This window comes from Phormidium pseudopriestleyi FRX01 (genome assembly GCF_017313335.1).
Classification (GTDB): domain Bacteria; phylum Cyanobacteriota; class Cyanobacteriia; order Cyanobacteriales; family Laspinemataceae; genus Laspinema; species Laspinema pseudopriestleyi.
In genome coordinates, this window is sequence record NZ_JAFLQW010000046.1 from 1 (window position 1) to 18,894 (window position 18,894).

Here is an 18,894-nt window from a genome sequence, read left to right on the forward strand (position 1 = left end):
AGTCAGGACTTACAGACCGGGCTATGTCGAGTATCGGAAATTCCTGAATTGTCCCTACATTTAGCGGTCAATATCAAGATTTTCGTAAGTTATCAGAGCAAGGGGACAAGAAACTTGATTTCTTGTCCCCTTGCTCTGATACTAGAATTGTCGCCTGCTGTAGGAATTCTTGCTTGTCCAAGATAATGTGGGTCTGGGCGTACTTGATCCATTCTTAATATCCTGAAATAATTCTGCTATTAAGACAGGAAAAAATTGAGGTTATCGTTTTTTATATTGGATCTATAGCGGTTCTCATGCGCGTGAGTTACAGAATATTCAATAGTTTGGTAGGGGCGCAATGCGCAGGCCCTACTGGTGTATATAGCTCATCCAACAGAGAACCGCTATATATTAGACCTCTCCACAAATCATAGAAAAAGCCTTGATACGGCTGGAGTGACAGGCAATTATTGGAGATATCTATTCGGCCTATTTGTTTGTGAATTTAACTTTCAAAGCAAAAAAACTTATTTTCACTTTAGTTTTGAAATGCGATTAAATTTTTATCAAAATATTTATTTAATCGAATAAAATTGTAAAGATAATAAAAAAATATTCTGGATTGATTTCGGAACATTTCCGGAGCTAGAGACTCTACCCTGTATGAGTCAATAATTCAATTTATAACAAAGAGCGGCCTTGAATATGAGCCTGGGTTATTGTCTTTTATTTAACGGGTATTTAATGCGTCTATTATCTATATTCAATTAACAGAACCATTGAGCTTATGAGACTTGTATTAGCAACGGCTTCATTGTTTACAGTTGCATTTCTGGCAACTTCAATGTCCAATACTGAACGTGCCGATCGCGCTAATGCGAACCTCGCCCTAAGTGTGAAACCGGATGAAATACCTCGGACACAAGAGACTGAAGATCCAAAATTTGTAGAAACATCAGCCAAGGAAATTACCCCCTCTGCACCAGAAAATTTGCCGGAGATTGACTCCTATCCGATCGCATCTACGACAAGCACTAGGGTTGAACCATCTGAGGACCAATCACTCCGTCAAGAAGGGGAAACTGTTCGGAAACTGCGTTTAGAAGGCCCTAGCCGCTCTCCCTTGTTCATTCCTGAATTTAGCGCCGCTTCTCCTTGGGCAAATGTTGCAGGTCCGGAGGAGATAACTTCTCAGCCTTTACGATCGCCAGGTTCCGTCCCTAGATATTCACCGCCACCCAGAGCACCAGTGGCAATGCAGGAGCGAGGCGTTTCTCCCAGTCCTGTTGCTGCACCTGTTACCCCTGTGGTAACAGAAATTACAGAGCAGCCAAGAGTTAAAGTAGAAAATGTGAGTCGCGACCAGCCTATAAATTGGGTGTCAGTTCAGGAACATCCAGACAATTCCTTCTCTGAAATCGTCGCAGTTCCCTCGACCCCCAAATGGCTTCAACCCCGGATTGAAATTCCACCCGTTGTTCAATCAGACCGGGGTCAGGAGTTAGCGCTTCCGCAAATTTCCCCGCCTCCGGTAAACTCTGTGGCGATAGCTACCGAGTCGATTCCGATTCAGGTTCCCCAAGTGGTTCAAGAACGCGATTCTGCAAGACTAGGAAGTGCGATCGATTTATTACCAATGGACTCAGGGGAATCGCACAATCCGGCACCGGCGATCGCACTGGTCCAATCCCCAAGCAATTCCACCCCCGGGCGATCGACCAACCCAACCCCCGTCTATCAACCCGATCCCCGAGGAATTCAACTGATCCAAGAGCAGGTACAGCAACTTCAAGAAAGCGCTGAAATTCAGCCCAGTATCCACGCTTCACCTGCTCTGAGTATCTTCAATCCCACCGGATATGGCGCAGATCGCAACACCGGATATCTTTCAGCGACCTATCAATCTCGCACCCGATTTGTTGACAATAGTGATGGAGCTGTTGCCATTGGCTTTGGATTTGGTGATTCCCGGGATCTCGTTGGGGTAGAACTCAGCTATACCGTAGCCAGTGTCTTTGGGAACAACCGCGATATCGGTACAGGCGGCTTTAATGTCAAAGTCCATCGTCAATTTGCCAATGACTGGGCGATCGCTGCCGGATGGAATGGGTTTCTATTTCTGGGGGAGGATGATGGATTTGAAAACTCGCTTTATGGCACAGTTACGAAAATAATTCATACCCAAGAATCCCTCTCTTCCCCGTTAAGTCGGATCGCGATTACTGCTGGTGTGGGGAATGGACAATTCCAAAGCGAAGATTCCCTAGAAAACGATCGCAATGGCATTAATGTATTTGGAAGTATGGCTGTGCGAGTCATAGAACCCGTCAGTGTGATTGCCGAATGGACAGGACAAGATTTAGCCGTCGGTGCTTCCATCGCTCCCTTTAAAAATATTCCCTTTGTCATTACGCCCGCCGTGCGGGATTTGGCAGGGGCTGGGGATGGACCCAGATTTGTTTTAGGGGCGGGTTTAGGCTGGAGATTTTAGGCAGTTAAATAGGAGCAGTGGTTATGGTTAACATCAGAATCAAAGGGGCGATCGCCGCATCTACTGTGGGAACTGTATTTTGGATTGTCAGCGCTCTGGCAGTTCCCCCCCAGCAGTCAGATAGTACCGGAACGAATAGTTGGAACAATACCGCCCCTATCTTTGAAATTGAAAGCCAACTCGATCCCCAAACTTTAATTCAAGCCCAAGAGCTATATCAAGCTTTACAAGAGGCTTATTCTTCCTGTGTAGCTTCAGTAGAAAGGGCAGAAAATCTTCCCCGGCGCTTTAGCAGAAGACCCCGAGAAAATTCTAGAATTTGTATCAGTACCGAATGTACTCAATACAACCGATTACTGGAAGAAACGAAAACATTCTTAAGTCTTCTTGACATTCCTGAAGAAGAACGACTCAAAGCCCTTCAAAATTTAAGAACTTGGTAGTGAAAAGGAACTGTGCTATGCTAGGTAAAATCCGGTTTAGAACCAGCCTGTTCTTAGGGGCAGTTGCTTCTTTGTCCGCCCTCGTTTTACTCAATCCCCTCTCAGTCAAAGCGACTGGTGAAAATCTAGTTGATAATACCGGGATTCTGTTTGACTTAGAGACTATTATAGAGTTTGAATTTATCGAATCCAACGGCGCTTATCAATCCACTTTTGGAGTGATGAATTTACAAACTGGAGAAAAAACCCCTCTCCTTGTTGAAGTCAAACCTGCCGATAGGGTACAAAGTGTCGAAGCTGAATCTACTTATCAGGATAACTCTCGCCGGGGGATCAGCAATGATTTTAGAGGAACTCCAGGCAACACCGTTCCTCAACCCTTAGTGGCCTTTCAATTCCAGGCCAATACCCCTTATGTATTTTACCTAGAATCTACGTTGAATGGTCGTCCTGCCGGAATTCTCTATTCGACGAGTAGTCAAAATCCAGGAGGGAATAAGCAACTCAGATTTGAAGGAGACTTTTCCACTCTGGGAACCGGAGGAGTGGCCTTATACTGGGATGACACTGGTTCTTTATTAGTTGATACAGAATTAGAGGACCAGGATTTTGATGATTTTATTATTCAAGTGGGCGGGAATTTGGACTGTCCCTTTGATAACGAAGAAAGGTCCCAGTGAAATCCAACCCATCTCTGACCCAGCGGTTAGTGATTTTCGGGATTTATAATGATGGATCGCTGATCAAACTTAAAAAATCTTACCTTGCCCACCCTTCTAGTTATTCCTGACTTTGAAATCATGGATATCGATGGTAACTCTCCACCTTTCTTTCAGCAGTTGAACGGGCCATCCCCTTCCGTTCAAACACCTTTACCTTCAACGATATTACCGCCTCTCAATGATGATGCTGATGCCCTAAATCTTCGACATCTACTTTCCGTTGCCCGTCGCCGGATTTTTGTGTTTGCCGGAGTCAGCATCGCCGTTGCTTGTGGCGTTTTGGTGAAAGTGTTAACCCAAACTCCGATTTATGAAGGAAATTTTCGACTCTTAGTCGAACCGATTAAAGGTCAGAACAACCTGGAACAACTTAATCAAACTCTAACTCAAAATATCGGAAAAGGAGAAAACCTAGATTATGAGACTCAAATTGAAGTTCTTTTAAGTAATCCAGTTATTAATCCTATTTTCAATAATATTCAACAAAATCATCCTGATTTTGAACCTAGTGAATTTACAAAAAACTTAAACATACGAAGACTAAAATTAACAAAAATATTAGACATTCGCTATCAAGACACGGATGCAGAAAAAATAAAAACTGTCTTAAAACAGTTGGCATCTGGTTATATTCATTATTCTGAAATGGAGCAGCAAACTACCCTACGTCAAGGCTTGGAGTTTGTAGAAACCCAGTTGCCTAGACTGCAACAGAGAGTCGATACCCTTCAAGAATACTTAGAAGAATTTCGCCAGCATTATAACCTCATTGACCCTGAACAAAGCGGACAGATTTTATCCCAACAGATTGGGAGTTTAGTCAAAGAAAGACAAGAGACTGAATCCCAGCTCGTGCAAGCGCAAGCCCTCTACGGAAAATTACGAGGGCAGTTAGGGTTGGAATTAGAACAAGCGATGTTAGCATCCTCCCTCAGTGAGGCACCTCGCTATCAAGATTTGTTGAATCGGTTTCATGAAATCGAAGCAAAACTGGCACGAGAGTCTACTCGGTTTACGGTGCAAAGTCCTGCCATGCAAGCTTTGATTGATGAACGGAATAGTTTATTACCTTTATTGCAAGAGGAAGCTTTATTAGTTCTCGGGCCCAATGTTTCTCAAGTCCGGGGTGATATTCGCGGCTTATCCACTCCGAACTCACTGCGGAGCGATTTGACTGGAAAGCTGATAGAAACGGTCAATCTGATAGAAATGACTCGGGCGAGACAATGGGCGATCGCTCAAGGCGAAACGATTGTGCAACAGCAAATGCAAGAACAAGCGACGTTAATGCGTCAATACACCGACTTACAGCGAGAACTGGAATTAGGAACGGAAAGTTTAAATCGATTTTTAGCGGTCCGAGAAAATCTTCAAATTGAGTCGGCCCAAAAAGCGATGCCGTGGCAACTAATTTCCCAACCAGAAGTCGGCCCGAATCCAATTTCTCCCAACTTGCCTCGGAGTTTACTCCTGGGTGTAATTGCTGGATTAATGGCAGGAATTTGGGCCGCTTTATTAGCGGAAAAACTGGATACAAAATTCCATTCTGTTGCGGACATCAAAGATTATATAGGCTTCCCCATCTTAGGAACCATTCCCTTTGAGAAAGACCTGAAAGAGAACCTCACTGTATCCGATGGAGAAAACCTAGTTCAATCATCTGGAGGCTATCTATTTTCTCGGTTTTTTGAAGCCTTCCGTTCTCTCCATGCCGACCTCTATTTTATGAGTCCAGATCGACCCCTCAAGTCCATTGTAATCAGCTCTACCTTACCTGCCGAAGGGAAGACCACAATTTCAATAAAACTGGCTGAAGCCGCATCAGCAATGGGAAATCGTGTTTTATTAGTGGATGCAGATTTACGTCGTCCTCAAATCGATCGCCGTATGGATCTACCCAATGTCTGGGGGTTAAGCAATTTGATTTCCACAGATTCTCTCAATGCTCAGGACAGCATTCAGCAGTCGGCACTTAATCAGAACTTATATGTTTTAACGGCGGGACAAATGCCACCGGATCCAGCTCGCCTGCTTTCCTCTCAACGAATGAAACAATTAATTGAAGAGTTTAAAACGAGTTTTGACTTAGTGATTTTTGATACCCCTCCATTAGGGGCAATCTCCGATGCTAAGTTTTTAGCTCCTCATACCGATGGTTTAGTCATGGTGATCGGCATGGGTAAAAGCGATCGGGCTATTTTACGAGAAGTTTTTGATGGATTGAAAATGTCTCGCACCCCCATCCTGGGCCTAGTCGCCAATGGAGTTAAACAATATCTGCCGACTTCCTATAACTACTATGAGCGCTACTATGCACCAGATGAGACCCGAGTCCATTCACAATAAATATTGGGCGTTACATTTCAGCGCCCCTACTTGGAAGGAAAAGAACATTCCATATCCCTAACGCGCAAGATAAAGAAGTTTTTCATGAAAATCTCTGAATCAGCGATCCTTCCCAACGCTTGAGATAAAATCTCATTAGTTGACAACTCACAGATTTAGGAGTAATTTAAATAGAAGATGAAGCGAGAAGCACTTTTAAAAATTAGACTAAATCTTGAAAAACTCTGGTTTGAGTTCCGGATTTTTGGATAATCAATAGAATCATACATTTTCAGATTAAAATTCAACACTAAATCGAGGAATTTGAAATGCTAAACAAACCTTTTGAACGACAACAACATCCCACCTACTTGATTACTGGGGGTGCAGGATTTATTGGCTCTCACCTATCAGAAGCATTGTTAGCTAAAGGCTCTCCAGTGCGAGTCATCGATAATTTATCAACGGGAAGTATCGAGAATATTCGACACTTACTCGATCGCCCAGACTTTCACTTTGCCTACGCTGACATCACAAACGATATGGTATTGGATCGACTGGCATCAGAAGCGGATATCATCATTCATTTAGCCGCAGCTGTGGGCGTCAAACTGGTGGTGGAAAATCCCGTACAGACCATTAAAACGAATATCATGGGAACCGAGAAAGTCCTAGAAACGGCAAATCGCTATCAGGCAAAAGTCGTCATTGCCTCAACCTCAGAAGTCTATGGTAAAGGACTGAGTATTCCATTCCGAGAAGATGATGATGTGGTCCTCGGACCAACCAGTCGCAATCGATGGGGGTATGCAGCCTCAAAAATGGTGGATGAATTTTTAGCGTTGGCCTATTATCACGAGAAAGGATTGCCCGTGGCGATCGCCCGTCTGTTCAATACCGTCGGACCGCGACAAACCGGACGCTATGGCATGGTGATTCCCCGCTTAATCCAGCAGGCACTCCAGGGAGAAGCTCTCACTGTATATGGAGATGGTCAACAGTCTCGCTGCTTCCTCCATGTCCAAGATGCAGTCAGAGCACTGATTGGCCTCGCCGAGTCTTCCGAAGCCGTTGGAGAAGTTTTTAATGTCGGGTCACAACAGGAGATTACGATTATGGATTTAGCCCAGCGAATTATTGATCGGGTGGGAACTACAGGAAATAACAGGCTGTCTGAAATTCAAATGATTCCTTATGGACAAGCCTACGCACCTGGATTTGAAGATATGCAGCGGCGTTTTCCGGACCTCTCGAAAATTGCCGAGTATATGGGCTGGCAACCCACGCGATCGCTCGATGAAATTTTGGACGATGCGATCGATAGTTTGACACCGAACAACCGAAGCGTTGCGGGAGGTTCGATTTTCTTAGTATAGCCAGTCTAAATCAGTTTAACAATAGATCCAAGATTGAAAGTCTTGGAGTGCGTAAAGCCTGCGGCATGGCTTCGCTGTGCGGCGTAGCGTGTGCGGCAAGCCCAAACATCTTGCTCGCTATCTTTATATCAAATTCATTTAGGGTCGCTACATAACCTAAGTTATTTCATTCTAGATAAGGGCAACGACTTGACCGGATTGCAGGCAACCGTTGCACTAACTTCCAAGTTCGGGAAACGAATAACTTTTGCAAGCACGGAAAAAACCAAAAACTTTAATGGAGATACCAAGTAAGAGTTTTTAATTGAGTTATTCTTGAAGTAAAATAATTGCGGCAAACCAAACAGACGATAGCGATGAATAAAGCCAAGGCCATATATAAAGTCGTAATTCGTAATTTAGAGGTTAAAAATTATTCACAACTCTTACCTGAAGCACAAGAAGCAATGCTAAGGGAAGCAAAAAAATTGATAGACAGCCCAGCGGTTTCAAATTGGCAAAAACAACGTCTTTCTAATTTATTGGGTCGAATTGAATATTTTGTATCCTAGTTTTATCCCATAAAAATTTTAATGAAAAAAAATAATGAACAACCTAATTTTTCCAAAACAACACCTTCTTGTAATCCTCATGACGGACATTCAGAGCGCCTAAATGCGAACCTCGTTCGAGGCAGTTTGTGGAGTATCGGGGGACAGGCTGCACCCCTAGTGGCGTCAATGATAGCAACACCCTTTGTCATCCGCTTACTAGGGACGGAATCCTATGGTGTACTAGCGCTGATTAACGTTTTGATAGGATATTTAGGATTCGCTGACATAGGCATGAGTTCTGCCTCAACAAAGTTTGGTGCTGAAGCGAATGCACGTGGGGATACGGAGGAGGAAGTCGCAGTCATCTGGACTGCTCTTGTAATTAACTCAATTCCCGTGTTATTGGCCGCTTTTCTCTTGGCTATCATGTCAAGAACAATTGTAGAACAACTTTTAGATTTACCCCAATCATTACAAGAACCTACTATTCTTGCTTTACGGATATCTTCATTAGGATTTGTTGCCCGATCAATATCGGGGGTATTAAATACTCCCCAGTTAGTTCGCTTTCGAGTTGATTTATATAACTCAATTACAGCAAGCTATAACGTCGCTCAAATTTCCCTAGTTCCGGTAGTTTTACTACTAGGCTTGGGGCTACCTGGAGCTGTACTCTTAATTAGCTTTATTAACTTTTTAATGGCAGTAAATATGGCTTTAATTTCTAACAAGTTATTGCCTTTTTTGCGAAAACCAACTTTAAGCATTGTTTTAGTGAAGCCGCTAATTACTTATGGTTCAGCAATTTTACTAATAGTTTTAATCAGTACAGTTTTAACGGGTACTGAAAAAATCGTTCTGGTTCGATTTGCATCGGTCAAGGCATTAGCTTATTATTCAGTGGCTTTTACTATCGCCAAGTTATTAAATGTTCTGCCTGGAGCGTTGAGCCAATCTTTATTCCCAGCTTTTAGTCGCTTACAGGTCAATACGGAAAAAAAATCTTTAAAGACAATGTACTCGCAGTGTTGTCGAGGTCTATTGCTCTGCCTATTCCTAAGTGCAACTTTCATTTGTTTTTTTGCTCAACCTTTTTTGACAACTTGGGCAGGAGCAGAATATGGGCGAGAAAGTATTATTCCTCTATATATTTTAGTTATGGGTTGTTTTTTTGAAGGAATGTCTTATGTGCCTTCATTTTTATTGCAGGCAGTCGGTAAACCTTATATGATTACTTACATCCAAGCTGCTGAAATTCTACCTTACTTATTGATGACTGCTTTATTGAGTAGTTCTTTTGGTGCGGTAGGCGCAGCAGTAGCTTGGAGCTTACGGGCGATCGTTGAAAGCCTAGTTATTTTTGGTTTGGCGGCGCGCGTTCTCGCTTCTTATTCATCCACAATCGTAGATCGGTCTTATAAAGTACCCTAAATCAAAGTATCAAACACCCAGATAACAAATACTAAAACAAATGAAAACTGCAACAATTTCACCTATTCTTCTTTCAAAGTTATCGCGAATTCCTTCGTCAGGAATTCTTTGTGCCAAAAACACAAAGCGTTAAAAAATGTTTACATTTTTTAACGCCATCCATGTCTGAAATTTTAGTCAAAACACATGAGTATAGCAATTCAGAAACCTTACCTTTCTTTTCCTGCCACCCTAGTGCGATTCCTTCTAAACAGCAAGCTTAGAGGGAGGACTCGTTTGACACTGTTTTTGGCAAGTCTGTTGAAGTCGCTTCAATCCGTACCAATTCTTCTGAGCGATCAAGGGATTTTGTACGCAGATTTGCGGGTCATGGCAGCACAGGGTTTATTGAGCGGAGTGATGCCAGAACAAGATGAGCAAGAGGTTATGCGACGAGCTGTTAAAAGTGGCGATGTTGCGTTAGATATTGGGGCACACATTGGTTATCATACAGTCTTGCTATCGCAATTGGTGGGTTCGGGAGGTAGGGTGTATGCTTTTGAACCTAATTCACAGTTGCTACCTGCTCTCACTCGCACTCTCAAAGGGTTGGAAAATACATCCTTTTTCCCCTATGCACTGTCCGAGCGATCGGGTACAGCAGTTTTGTATGTTCCGGAAGAACCTTCCACTGCTAGTTTAGTGGATTGGACACATGGTGAAGCTGGTAAAGTTCACAATCGCGTTTGCGAACAACATCGGTTAGATGACTTGATTGAGGCTGGTGTAATTTTGCCACCGGACTTTATCAAGTGTGATGTCGAGGGAGCGGAACTCTTGGTTTTTCAGGGCGCCTGCAAAACGCTCAACCGTAACGATGCTCCCATTCTTCTATTTGAAGCGAACGAGAAAGCAGCCAGAGAATTCGGACTCCAGGTAGCCAGTACGATTGAATTTCTAGGGAGTTTGGAGAAACCACGCTATTTCTTTGTTGAGGTGCAAGTTGGAGGAACTTTAGTCCCTGTCAACACGATTACTTCTGCTTACTCAAATATCCTAGCTGTTCCTTATTTAAAAAAAGATGACCTCGGTTTGTAACCACTTTTTTTCTTAACGCAATACTTTAGATGCTCGTTCATTTTTATTAAACAAGGTTCAGTGATTCCCATGATTCGCGTACTTCATTTTGCTGATTTAGTTAATCGATATGATTTCATTGACACAATTATCCGCAATGCGAATCCGTCTAAATTTAAGATGATGGTCTGTACTCTCAGTGACACCAGCAATATCATTTTCCCTGATTATAAGGAAGCGGGAATCTCTCATTGGGTTTTGCATGGCGATCGTCGTTCAGACTATCCTGTAATAGGCTTGAAGCTGGCCCAACTTCTCGAACGAGAAAAAATCGATCTCATCCACACGCACCATTACGATCAAGGTCTTATCGGTTGGTTAGCCACGCGCCTTTACCCGAAAACTCGCCTGATCCTGGGTCGGCACTATTCTGATTCGATCTACCGTTTAAGGAATGGCTGGAAACAAAAATCTTTAATTGCACTGGAACAAATGATGAATGGTGGGGCTACACGCATTATCGTTCCCTCTAGTTACATTGGAGAAATTTTGATAAAATGGCAGGGAGTCAATCATGATAAAGTTGATGTTATTCCTTATGGCTTTGAATCAGCAAAATATGCGGATCCATCTCCGGAAAATATCCAGAGATTGCGGAAAGATTTAGGGTTAAATGGACATTTTGTGATCGGAACATTTGGTCGCCTTCATGAAGAAAAGGGACACCGCTTTTTATTGCCAGCGATTCAACAATTAAAATCTCGCTTTCCTCATCTTTTATTGTTAGTTGTGGGAGAAGGACCGGAACGCAATGCGATCGCCGAACAAATTCAAGCAGCAGGTCTAGAAGATATGGTACAACTACTGGGATGGCGACAGGATGCGATGCAATTGATGGCAGCAGCCGATATCGTTGTACAACCGACATTACAAGAGGCATTTAGTCAAGTGATGATTGAGGCATTATGGATGAAAAAGCCATTAATAATTACTGAGGTGAGTGGGTCAACGGATATTATCAAAAATGAATAAAATGGGATATTAGTTCTTAAAGAAAATTCAGAGGTGATCGCGGCAGCAATTGAAAAGTTAGCTATTGATAAGACTCTGCGATCTCGCTTGGCTGAAGCGGGTCGAAGCTATGTAGAAAATTATTTGGAAATTCATAAAGTTATTCATCAATATGAAAAATCATATTTTCAGGCTCTAATAGATTAAACTAAAATCAATCAAATAATTTTATTTTGGACAACCATGAAAAAACTACTCAAATTAATTTATAAAAATCTCCCATTTAAAAAAGAAATTTTTTCTGTTGTTAAATTGATTGGAACTCCTCCAGCCTCAATTTACAAACACTTACATTTTCAAGGAAAATTTAAAATTAATATAGAAAATCTTTATTTTTGGATGAATCATTATGGCTTTTTAATTGAAAATGAAATTTTCTGGAATGGACTACAAGGGAGATATGAAAAAGTATCCTTAGATTGTTGGATAAACTTAAGCAAAATTTCTCATGTCATTTTAGATGTTGGGGCAAATACTGGATTATATTCTTTAGTTTCTAAAACAGTGAATCCTGCTGCTGAAGTTTATGCTTTTGAACCTGTACATAGAGTCTTTACAAAATTACAAGAAAATTGCGAATTAAATCAATATAAAATTAATTGTTGCCAATTAGCTCTGTCAAATTATGATGGAAAGGGTATTATTTATGATACACCGACTGATCATGTCTATTCTGTAACTGTCAACAAAAATTTACTGGCTAATGATTCATCAGTTATTGAAACTAAAATTATCACTTGTAAACTGGCTTCTTTTATTAAAGACAGAAAAATCCCTCATATTGACTTAATTAAAATTGATGTAGAAACGCATGAAGCCGAAGTATTAGAAGGATTTGAAGAATATTTACAATTGATGAAGCCTTCTATTTTACTTGAGATATTAAATTTAGAAATTGGGGAAAAAGTCGAAAAAATAGTGGAAAACAAAGGATATTTATATTTTAAAATTGATGAAATAAATTCTCCTGAAAAAGTAGATTTTATTATGCCTAATAGTTTAATCAATTCAACTAATCATGATAGTTATGGAAACTATTTATTATGTACAAAAGAAATTGCTAAACAACTTAAATTAATTAATGATTAGTCAAGGCAATAAAATTGTTGGTCAAAAATTACCATAAACTTATGAGTTGTCCTTTGTGTAATGAGAATCGCACAGCACCTTCCTGGTTGGGTTCTACCTTTTATCAAGGAGAGGAATTTACCTATATTCAATGCTTATCATGCAACTCGCTTTATTGCGATCCTATGCCCACGGATTTAGTCTTGGAGCAAATGTACGGGCTGAATTATGGCAAAAATTTTGGGGTGGATTTGGTCGTAGAAGATCCGAAATCGCCTCAGCACGTGATTGAGTGGTTAAAGAAAGAAAAAGTTGGAACATTTGTGGATTATGGTTGTGGTGCAGGGTCTTTATTGCAAGAAGCAAAAAAGTTAAATTGGCAGGCGATCGGTGTAGAGTTTAACCAAGAAGTTGCCAAAACTGTTGAGCAAAACACAGGTGCAATTATTTTTAATCGCAATTCCGTTAATCAACTACAAGAACCGATCGCGGATATCCTTCATTTGGGAGATGCGATCGAGCATCTCACCCAACTCAATAGCCAAATGCCGAAAATTTTAAGTTTAATTAAACCCGGGGGTTTATTATTAGCCCAAGGGCCATTAGAAAATAATACAAATTTATTTACTTTCACCTTAAGTTGCTTGAGATCCCTCCATCGTCGTCGAACAGAAATGCCGCCTTACCATGTCATATTGGCCACTGCCAAAGGGCAAAAGATCTTATTTCAACAGTTCGGATTAGAAGAACTGGAATACTCGATCACAGAAGTTTCCTGGCCTGCACCGAACCGATTATCTTTCTCCGAAAACTTAAACCCTCGCTCTGTTGCTCTATTTCTACTGCGTCGCTGTTCTCAAGCTTTTTCTGCATTACAACCGAACTCTTGGGGTAATCGTTACTTTTATGCAGGTCGCTGGAAGGGCTAATTTATGTTTCCTATTTCTCTCGTAATTCCTGTCTATAACGAAGCTGAAACAATCCCTGCTTTGCTCAAAAGTATCGTAGATCAAACTCATCAACCGGATGAAATTGTTTTTGTTGATGGGGGCAGTACAGATAATACAATCAGTTTGCTGCAAAATGCGATCGCCCAAAATTCATATATCCGACTTGTGGAAGCTGGACGAGCAACCCCAGGTAAAGGGCGCAATATCGGCATCGCGGCTGCGTCTTATGAATGGATTGCCCTAACTGATGCAGGAATCTGTCTAGAACCAAGCTGGTTGGAGCAACTGGTACAAGCTGTTGAGAAAAACCCCAAAGTGACAGTAGTTTATGGAAACTATGAGCCGATCACAAACTCTTATTTTGAGTCCTGTGCAGCTCTAGTCTGTCCTGCACCCAAGCAACAAAGACCCGGTGGCTGGATGCGCGGGCCAGTGATTCCATCATCATTGATTCGTCGAGATGTCTGGGAAGCAGTGGGAGGTTTTCCTGATTTACGGGCTGCTGAAGATTTAATTTTTATGGAACGCATTCAGGAGCAAGGCTTTTCGGTTGGCTGGGCACCAACTGCCACAGTCTGGTGGCAGCTACAACCAAATCTCGGCGCAATTTTTCGTAAATTTGTCCTTTACTCTAAACATAATGTTTGGGCAAATCGCCAGCAATATTGGCACTATGGCATTGCTAGGCAATACCTGATTGCTTTAGTTTGTCTGATTTTAGCTTTTATTCATAATTTGTGGTGGTTAGCTGTCCCGATATTGGGTTTTCTGGCCAGAGTCAGCAAAAGTATTTGGTTACGACGAGAAACCAGGGGGGTATTTGGGTTACTTAACCCCATTCAATTTTTTGGAGTTGCAGTTATTTTGGTCACGATTGATATGGCAACATTTGTCGGATGGATACAAGCACTGTTGATACGATTTAAACAGAAAAATTTATCAAAAAATCAGTCTGAGGTTCAACTATGAGTGACAAACCTGCCCTAAATTCAGGGGTTCTTTATATCAGTTATGACGGATTACTAGAACCCCTAGGACAGTCTCAAGTTTTTCAATATCTAAATCAACTGGCGAAAGAATATCCCATCACGTTGGTGACTTATGAAAAACCCGAAGATTGGGCAAAGACAAAAGAACGGAATGTTTTCATCGAAAAAGTTCGCGCTGCTGGAATTCGCTGGATTCCTTTGCGATATCATCAACGTCCTACTGCACCCGCCACCGCTTACGATTTAGCTGTCGGTTTTTTGGTTTGTATTTATTTAGTAATTCGTTATCGAATTAAACTCGTTCACGTTCGTAGTTATGTTCCGGCTGTCCTGGGTTTACTGTTAAAGCACATTTTTGGGGTTCGGTTTATTTTTGATATGCGTGGGTTTTGGGTAGATGAGCGAATTGATGCAGAAATATGGACGGAAAACTCTCGACTTTATAAAATTGCTAAGTGGTTTGAACGGCAATTTTTAACTCATGCGGATGTGGTGGTTTCCCTCACTCATGCTGGGGTTAAGGTGATGCAAAAATTTCCTTATTTGCAAGAAAATACACCTCGCTTTGAAGTGATTCCCACTTGTACGAATTTAGAAATATTTTATCCTAGGTTTAATATACAAAATAGACAAGACAGACCTTTCACTCTTGGATATGTTGGTTCTGTGGGAGGATGGTATCTTTTTGATATAGTTTTGGAGTGTTTAAAAGAATTATTAGAGATTAGACCTAATGCTCGATTATTAATTCTGAATCGAAATCAAGGTGATTATATCCGGAATCGTCTTAATTTTTATGGAATAAATGAGCATTTAGTGGAACTTAAAACTGTTTTTTATAATCAAGTTGCGGAGGAAATGCATCAGATGGATGCTGGGATTTTTTTTATTAAACCTGTTTTCTCTAAACAGGCATCAGCAGCTACCAAACTAGGTGAATTTTTGGGTTGTGGCATTCCTTGTTTAAGCAATGATGGCGTGGGAGATATGACAGAGATTTTAGAAGAGAATAAAGCGGGTGTAATACTCAGAGAGTTTGGACCCCAAGCACAAATTTTGGCAGTACAGCAACTGTTACAATTAGTTGAAGATCCCAGAGTAGGCGATCGCTGTGTTGCCACTGCCCATCGCTATTTTTCTTTGGAACAAGGTGTCAAGTCTTATAACCAGATTTATCAATCACTTTACAATCCTACTTTTTCGATAGAGGAAGAATTAAATCATGAAAAAAATTAAACAAGTCTTATGGTATGGAGAAGATCGTCCTTGTCCAGTTTGTCACTCCAGAAAAGCAAGGATCCTCGGTTCTAGAGGTGGACCATCTCATCACAGAGGCGAAGGTGTAGCAACCCATATCGTTCGTTCCTGTGACTGTGATACTGTTTACCAGTCACCCACTCTACTGCCTGAGTCCAATCCTTATGCGGCATACTCAGATCAAGAATACTTCAAAGGACATCACGCAGAAAACAAAATCTTGAATGGTGAGAGACTGGCGGCTTTTGCAGAACAGATTCTGGGAAAACCGGGCAAGATGTTGGAATTAGGATGTGGACGTGGAGAACTACTTAAGGGAGCAGCAAATCGCGGTTGGGAAGTTTATGGTGTAGAAATGACCGAAGGTTTCGCTAAGGTCGCGCAGTCCCATGACATCGAAGTTGAATACGCTTCCATTGAAACCTGTACATCTTTAGAAAAAGTTTATGATGCTGTACTTTTAGCTGCTGTTTTGGAACACCTTTATGATCCGATGGAAACTCTCATAAAAGTTCGAGAGGCAATTCGTCCAGGAGGTCTACTATTCATTGATGTTCCCAACGAAGGATCTTTAGTAACTAGAATTGGAAATACCTATATGCGTCTTCGTGGAAGGGATTGGGCAATAAACTTAAGCCCGACTTTTCCTCCATTTCATGTTGTTGGCTTTTCTCCATCTAGCCTGCGATACTTGCTTCACTCGACTGGATTTCGTCCATTTTCTCTAGAGCTTCATCGGTGGAGTAATGAATTACCCAAAGTAAAGGATATACGAGCCAGATTAGAACACAAAGGTCTTGATGTTGTCCAATTCATCGGTGGGCTGATCGGTATGGGTGATGGCATAACCTGCTGGGCAATCCGAGACTGATGAATATTACACTTGCTGAAGCACCTTTACTTAAGCATATTTATCGTCGGAGCTTTTTCCTGCGGTTTGGAGTTGCTATGGCCGCTTGGTTAGTCACTCTATTTTATCCAACTATGCCCTTAATCCAAGATGGGCTTGAATATGATCGATTAGCAGGGCAACTGGCATCGGACTGGTGGGCCGGAAGATATTCTGAGGTATTAGAAGTTGGGGTTGGTGCGCGAGCCCCGGGGCCAATTCTTCTGATCGCTGTTTTCTACTTTTTTACTGGAGGTTTACGAGTCTTACCTTTGGTTCTAGCATTTTACTCTTCCATTACTGCCTGGGGTCCAGTATTAACTTATAAAATTACCCGGCAGTTAGGAGCATCACCTTCTGCTGCCTATTACAGCGCACGCCTGATTATGTGGTCGCCAGTTTTTTTAATTTGGTCAGCTCTTTATAAGGAGGGAGCAATTTATGTAGTGTTAAATCTGATTGTTTATCATATTTTGTTGCTGCAAGAAAAATGGCAGCCCCGATCGCTCTTAATTATTGTTGCCTGTCTCCCTGCTTTATTTGCTTTACGGTTTTATCTTGCTGCTGGGCTTGCCCCAATCATCATGATTGGACTACTGATGGGGCGAATTAAAACACGGACTGATCTGATAAACTTACTGGGGTTATTGCTCAGGCAAATGATCATCGTTGGGGGTCTGATATTTCTTCTAGGGCAAGTCGGATTTTTTGAGCGTGTACAAGCAGATTTACCAGCCAACTTAGAGGAGGCTTTGGCAGATATCCAAAAATCCCGTTTTGATCTAGCAACCAGCGCTGAGTCTGGTTATTTACCTGATGCGGATGTTTCGACATCGGCAGGAGCATTAAAGTTTTTACCCTCGGGCTTACTTTATTTTTTAACTGTCCCTTTCCCCTGGCAGTTGGGAAGTATGCGACAAAATATTACGATTCCAGAAACTGCTTTTTGGGTGTTGCTTTATCCTCTAATGCTGAGTGGTATGAAGCGTGGATTTAGTCGCAACTACCAAGGAACTATGCTAATGATTATGATGACAGGAGCGATCTGTCTTTTATATGCATTATTTTCGGCAAATATTGGTACAACCTACCGGATGCGATCGCAGGTTTGGCTAATTTGGGCTGTGTTTGCTGGGTTCGGTTGGGAACAAAAGTATGAGCAGAAATTAGCTCAAAGGGAGTCCAGACAGCTTAGAGGAATAAGCCGATGAAAGTTTTAGCTTTAATGCCTGCTCTTTATAATACCTCTCCCGGTCAGCGGTTTCGGTTGGAACAGTGGGCCAGGTATTTACAAAAAGACGGATTTAATTTTACGTTTCTCTCTTTTGAAGATGAGGGGCTGCACGAAGTTATCTACCAACCCAAGCAATATGCTAGAAAAGTCCAGCTAATGCTCCAAGCATTTGTCCGTCGCTTAGACGTTTTAACAAAAGCGCAAAATTTTGATATTATTTTTATTTACCGAGAAGCCGCAGCCATTGGCCCTGCGGTAATCGAACGGCTGATTGCTCGTCAGGGACTTCCAATTATTTATGACTTTGATGATCCCATCTGGATGTCCTATAACAGCCCTACAAATGGATTTTTGAGCCGGTTAAAGTGGCCTAGCAAAACGGCAACGATTTGTCGCTTAGCCACGAAGGTTATGGTGGGAAATTCGTTATTAGCCCAGTATGCCACTCAATACAGCGATCGCGTTGAGGTCGTACCCAGTACCTTGGATATGAGGGATTATCCACCTAAAAGCGATCGCGAACCAAAAAACCCGCTTACCTTAGTATGGACTGGTAGTCATAGCACTTTACCCTTTTTGGAAAACATTAAAACACTTTTGCAACAATTGGCCAGTCTACATTCCTTCCGATTGTCAGTCATTTCTCATACCGATACCTATCAAATGGAGGGAGTACTGACTCTCTCCAAACGCTGGAATGCCGCGACCGAAGCGATTGATTTACATGATGCAGACATTGGTTTAGCGCCATTTCCAAATACCGGGTGGACACCTTGGCGCTGTCACGGAAAAATTTTGCAATATATGGCGGTGGGAATTCCCACAATCGCTTCCCCAATTGGCATAATTCCAGACTACATTCAAGATGGAGTCAATGGGTTTTTAGCCCAAACTGATGAGGAATGGGTAGAAAAGTTGTATTGGTTAATTAAAAATCCCGAATTAAGACGAAAAATGGGGCAAGCTGGACGAGAAACAATTCAAAATTATTATTCTGCTGAGGTCTGGATCCCTCAACTTCAAACCATTTTTGAAGAATCCATATCCTCGCACCGAGTTTCTAAGAGGTAATATTCA

General features: G+C 41.8%; 16 protein-coding genes. All 16 read left to right on the top strand.

Annotated elements, in window-relative coordinates; translation table 11 throughout:
• Positions 1-769: 769 nt before the first annotated feature.
• The 16 genes from J0895_RS01720 to J0895_RS01795 all read left to right on the top strand — a co-directional run bounded on the left by J0895_RS01720 (position 770) and on the right by J0895_RS01795 (position 18,888).
• Positions 770-2,473: a ribonuclease E domain-containing protein gene (locus J0895_RS01720; protein ID WP_207086420.1), complete on the top strand. Its 1,704-nt coding sequence runs from the start codon at positions 770-772 to the stop codon at positions 2,471-2,473.
• A 23-nt stretch (positions 2,474-2,496) separates the two neighbouring features.
• Complete coding sequence (locus J0895_RS01725) at positions 2,497-2,916, top strand: hypothetical protein (RefSeq protein WP_207086421.1); 420 nt, start codon at positions 2,497-2,499, stop codon at positions 2,914-2,916.
• Between the two features lie 17 nt (positions 2,917-2,933).
• Positions 2,934-3,596 carry a hypothetical protein gene (locus tag J0895_RS01730; protein ID WP_207086422.1) on the top strand — a complete coding sequence of 221 codons (663 nt, stop codon included), beginning with the start codon at positions 2,934-2,936 and terminating at the stop codon, positions 3,594-3,596.
• A 120-nt stretch (positions 3,597-3,716) separates the two neighbouring features.
• Positions 3,717-5,984 carry a GumC family protein gene (locus J0895_RS01735; protein WP_207086423.1) on the top strand — a complete coding sequence of 756 codons (2,268 nt, stop codon included), beginning with the start codon at positions 3,717-3,719 and terminating at the stop codon, positions 5,982-5,984.
• Positions 5,985-6,292: 308 nt separating this feature from the next.
• The gene (locus tag J0895_RS01740) at positions 6,293-7,339 is read left to right on the top strand and encodes a GDP-mannose 4,6-dehydratase (protein ID WP_207086424.1); all 1,047 of its coding nucleotides are present in this window, start codon (positions 6,293-6,295) and stop codon (positions 7,337-7,339) included.
• Positions 7,340-7,695: 356 nt separating this feature from the next.
• Positions 7,696-7,890 (top strand): hypothetical protein, encoded by a 195-nt coding sequence (locus J0895_RS01745; RefSeq protein WP_207086425.1) that lies wholly within the window; start codon positions 7,696-7,698, stop codon positions 7,888-7,890.
• A 21-nt stretch (positions 7,891-7,911) separates the two neighbouring features.
• On the top strand, positions 7,912-9,303 hold the full coding sequence (locus J0895_RS01750) for a flippase (RefSeq protein WP_207086426.1): 1,392 nt from the start codon (positions 7,912-7,914) through the stop codon (positions 9,301-9,303).
• Positions 9,304-9,579: 276 nt separating this feature from the next.
• The gene (locus J0895_RS01755) at positions 9,580-10,380 is read left to right on the top strand and encodes an FkbM family methyltransferase (protein WP_207086427.1); all 801 of its coding nucleotides are present in this window, start codon (positions 9,580-9,582) and stop codon (positions 10,378-10,380) included.
• A gap of 69 nt (positions 10,381-10,449) precedes the next feature.
• Complete coding sequence (locus J0895_RS01760; RefSeq protein ID WP_207086428.1) at positions 10,450-11,391, top strand: glycosyltransferase; 942 nt, start codon at positions 10,450-10,452, stop codon at positions 11,389-11,391.
• Positions 11,392-11,613: 222 nt separating this feature from the next.
• Positions 11,614-12,519 (top strand): FkbM family methyltransferase, encoded by a 906-nt coding sequence (locus J0895_RS01765; protein WP_207086429.1) that lies wholly within the window; start codon positions 11,614-11,616, stop codon positions 12,517-12,519.
• Positions 12,520-12,560: 41 nt separating this feature from the next.
• Positions 12,561-13,427 carry a class I SAM-dependent methyltransferase gene (locus tag J0895_RS01770; protein ID WP_207086430.1) on the top strand — a complete coding sequence of 289 codons (867 nt, stop codon included), beginning with the start codon at positions 12,561-12,563 and terminating at the stop codon, positions 13,425-13,427.
• Between the two features lie 3 nt (positions 13,428-13,430).
• Positions 13,431-14,417, top strand: a complete 987-nt coding sequence (locus tag J0895_RS01775; RefSeq protein WP_207086431.1) for a glycosyltransferase — start codon at positions 13,431-13,433, stop codon at positions 14,415-14,417.
• On the top strand, positions 14,414-15,673 hold the full coding sequence (locus J0895_RS01780) for a glycosyltransferase (RefSeq protein WP_207086432.1): 1,260 nt from the start codon (positions 14,414-14,416) through the stop codon (positions 15,671-15,673). Before J0895_RS01775 ends, J0895_RS01780 begins: the two co-directional genes overlap by 4 nt.
• Positions 15,660-16,565 (top strand): class I SAM-dependent methyltransferase, encoded by a 906-nt coding sequence (locus J0895_RS01785; protein WP_207086433.1) that lies wholly within the window; start codon positions 15,660-15,662, stop codon positions 16,563-16,565. The genes J0895_RS01780 and J0895_RS01785 overlap by 14 nt, the downstream gene beginning before the upstream one ends.
• The gene (locus J0895_RS01790; protein WP_207086434.1) at positions 16,565-17,794 is read left to right on the top strand and encodes a hypothetical protein; all 1,230 of its coding nucleotides are present in this window, start codon (positions 16,565-16,567) and stop codon (positions 17,792-17,794) included. The genes J0895_RS01785 and J0895_RS01790 overlap by 1 nt, the downstream gene beginning before the upstream one ends.
• A complete protein-coding gene (locus J0895_RS01795; protein ID WP_207086435.1) occupies positions 17,791-18,888 on the top strand; it encodes a glycosyltransferase family 4 protein in 1,098 nt (365 codons plus the stop codon). Before J0895_RS01790 ends, J0895_RS01795 begins: the two co-directional genes overlap by 4 nt.
• The last annotated feature ends 6 nt before the right edge of the window (positions 18,889-18,894 follow it).

What these genes read in the sequence shown, in the direction of transcription:
- J0895_RS01720 (WP_207086420.1), top strand. Translation starts at nt 770, where the DNA reads ATGAGACTTGTATTAGCAACGGCTTCATTGTTTACAGTTGCATTTCTG.
- J0895_RS01725 (WP_207086421.1), top strand. Translation starts at nt 2,497, where the DNA reads ATGGTTAACATCAGAATCAAAGGGGCGATCGCCGCATCTACTGTGGGA.
- J0895_RS01730 (WP_207086422.1), top strand. Translation starts at nt 2,934, where the DNA reads ATGCTAGGTAAAATCCGGTTTAGAACCAGCCTGTTCTTAGGGGCAGTT.
- J0895_RS01735 (WP_207086423.1), top strand. Translation starts at nt 3,717, where the DNA reads ATGGATATCGATGGTAACTCTCCACCTTTCTTTCAGCAGTTGAACGGG.
- J0895_RS01740 (WP_207086424.1), top strand. Translation starts at nt 6,293, where the DNA reads ATGCTAAACAAACCTTTTGAACGACAACAACATCCCACCTACTTGATT.
- J0895_RS01745 (WP_207086425.1), top strand. Translation starts at nt 7,696, where the DNA reads ATGAATAAAGCCAAGGCCATATATAAAGTCGTAATTCGTAATTTAGAG.
- J0895_RS01750 (WP_207086426.1), top strand. Translation starts at nt 7,912, where the DNA reads ATGAAAAAAAATAATGAACAACCTAATTTTTCCAAAACAACACCTTCT.
- J0895_RS01760 (WP_207086428.1), top strand. Translation starts at nt 10,450, where the DNA reads ATGATTCGCGTACTTCATTTTGCTGATTTAGTTAATCGATATGATTTC.
- J0895_RS01765 (WP_207086429.1), top strand. Translation starts at nt 11,614, where the DNA reads ATGAAAAAACTACTCAAATTAATTTATAAAAATCTCCCATTTAAAAAA.
- J0895_RS01770 (WP_207086430.1), top strand. Translation starts at nt 12,561, where the DNA reads ATGAGTTGTCCTTTGTGTAATGAGAATCGCACAGCACCTTCCTGGTTG.
- J0895_RS01775 (WP_207086431.1), top strand. Translation starts at nt 13,431, where the DNA reads ATGTTTCCTATTTCTCTCGTAATTCCTGTCTATAACGAAGCTGAAACA.
- J0895_RS01780 (WP_207086432.1), top strand. Translation starts at nt 14,414, where the DNA reads ATGAGTGACAAACCTGCCCTAAATTCAGGGGTTCTTTATATCAGTTAT.
- J0895_RS01785 (WP_207086433.1), top strand. Translation starts at nt 15,660, where the DNA reads ATGAAAAAAATTAAACAAGTCTTATGGTATGGAGAAGATCGTCCTTGT.
- J0895_RS01790 (WP_207086434.1), top strand. Translation starts at nt 16,565, where the DNA reads ATGAATATTACACTTGCTGAAGCACCTTTACTTAAGCATATTTATCGT.
- J0895_RS01795 (WP_207086435.1), top strand. Translation starts at nt 17,791, where the DNA reads ATGAAAGTTTTAGCTTTAATGCCTGCTCTTTATAATACCTCTCCCGGT.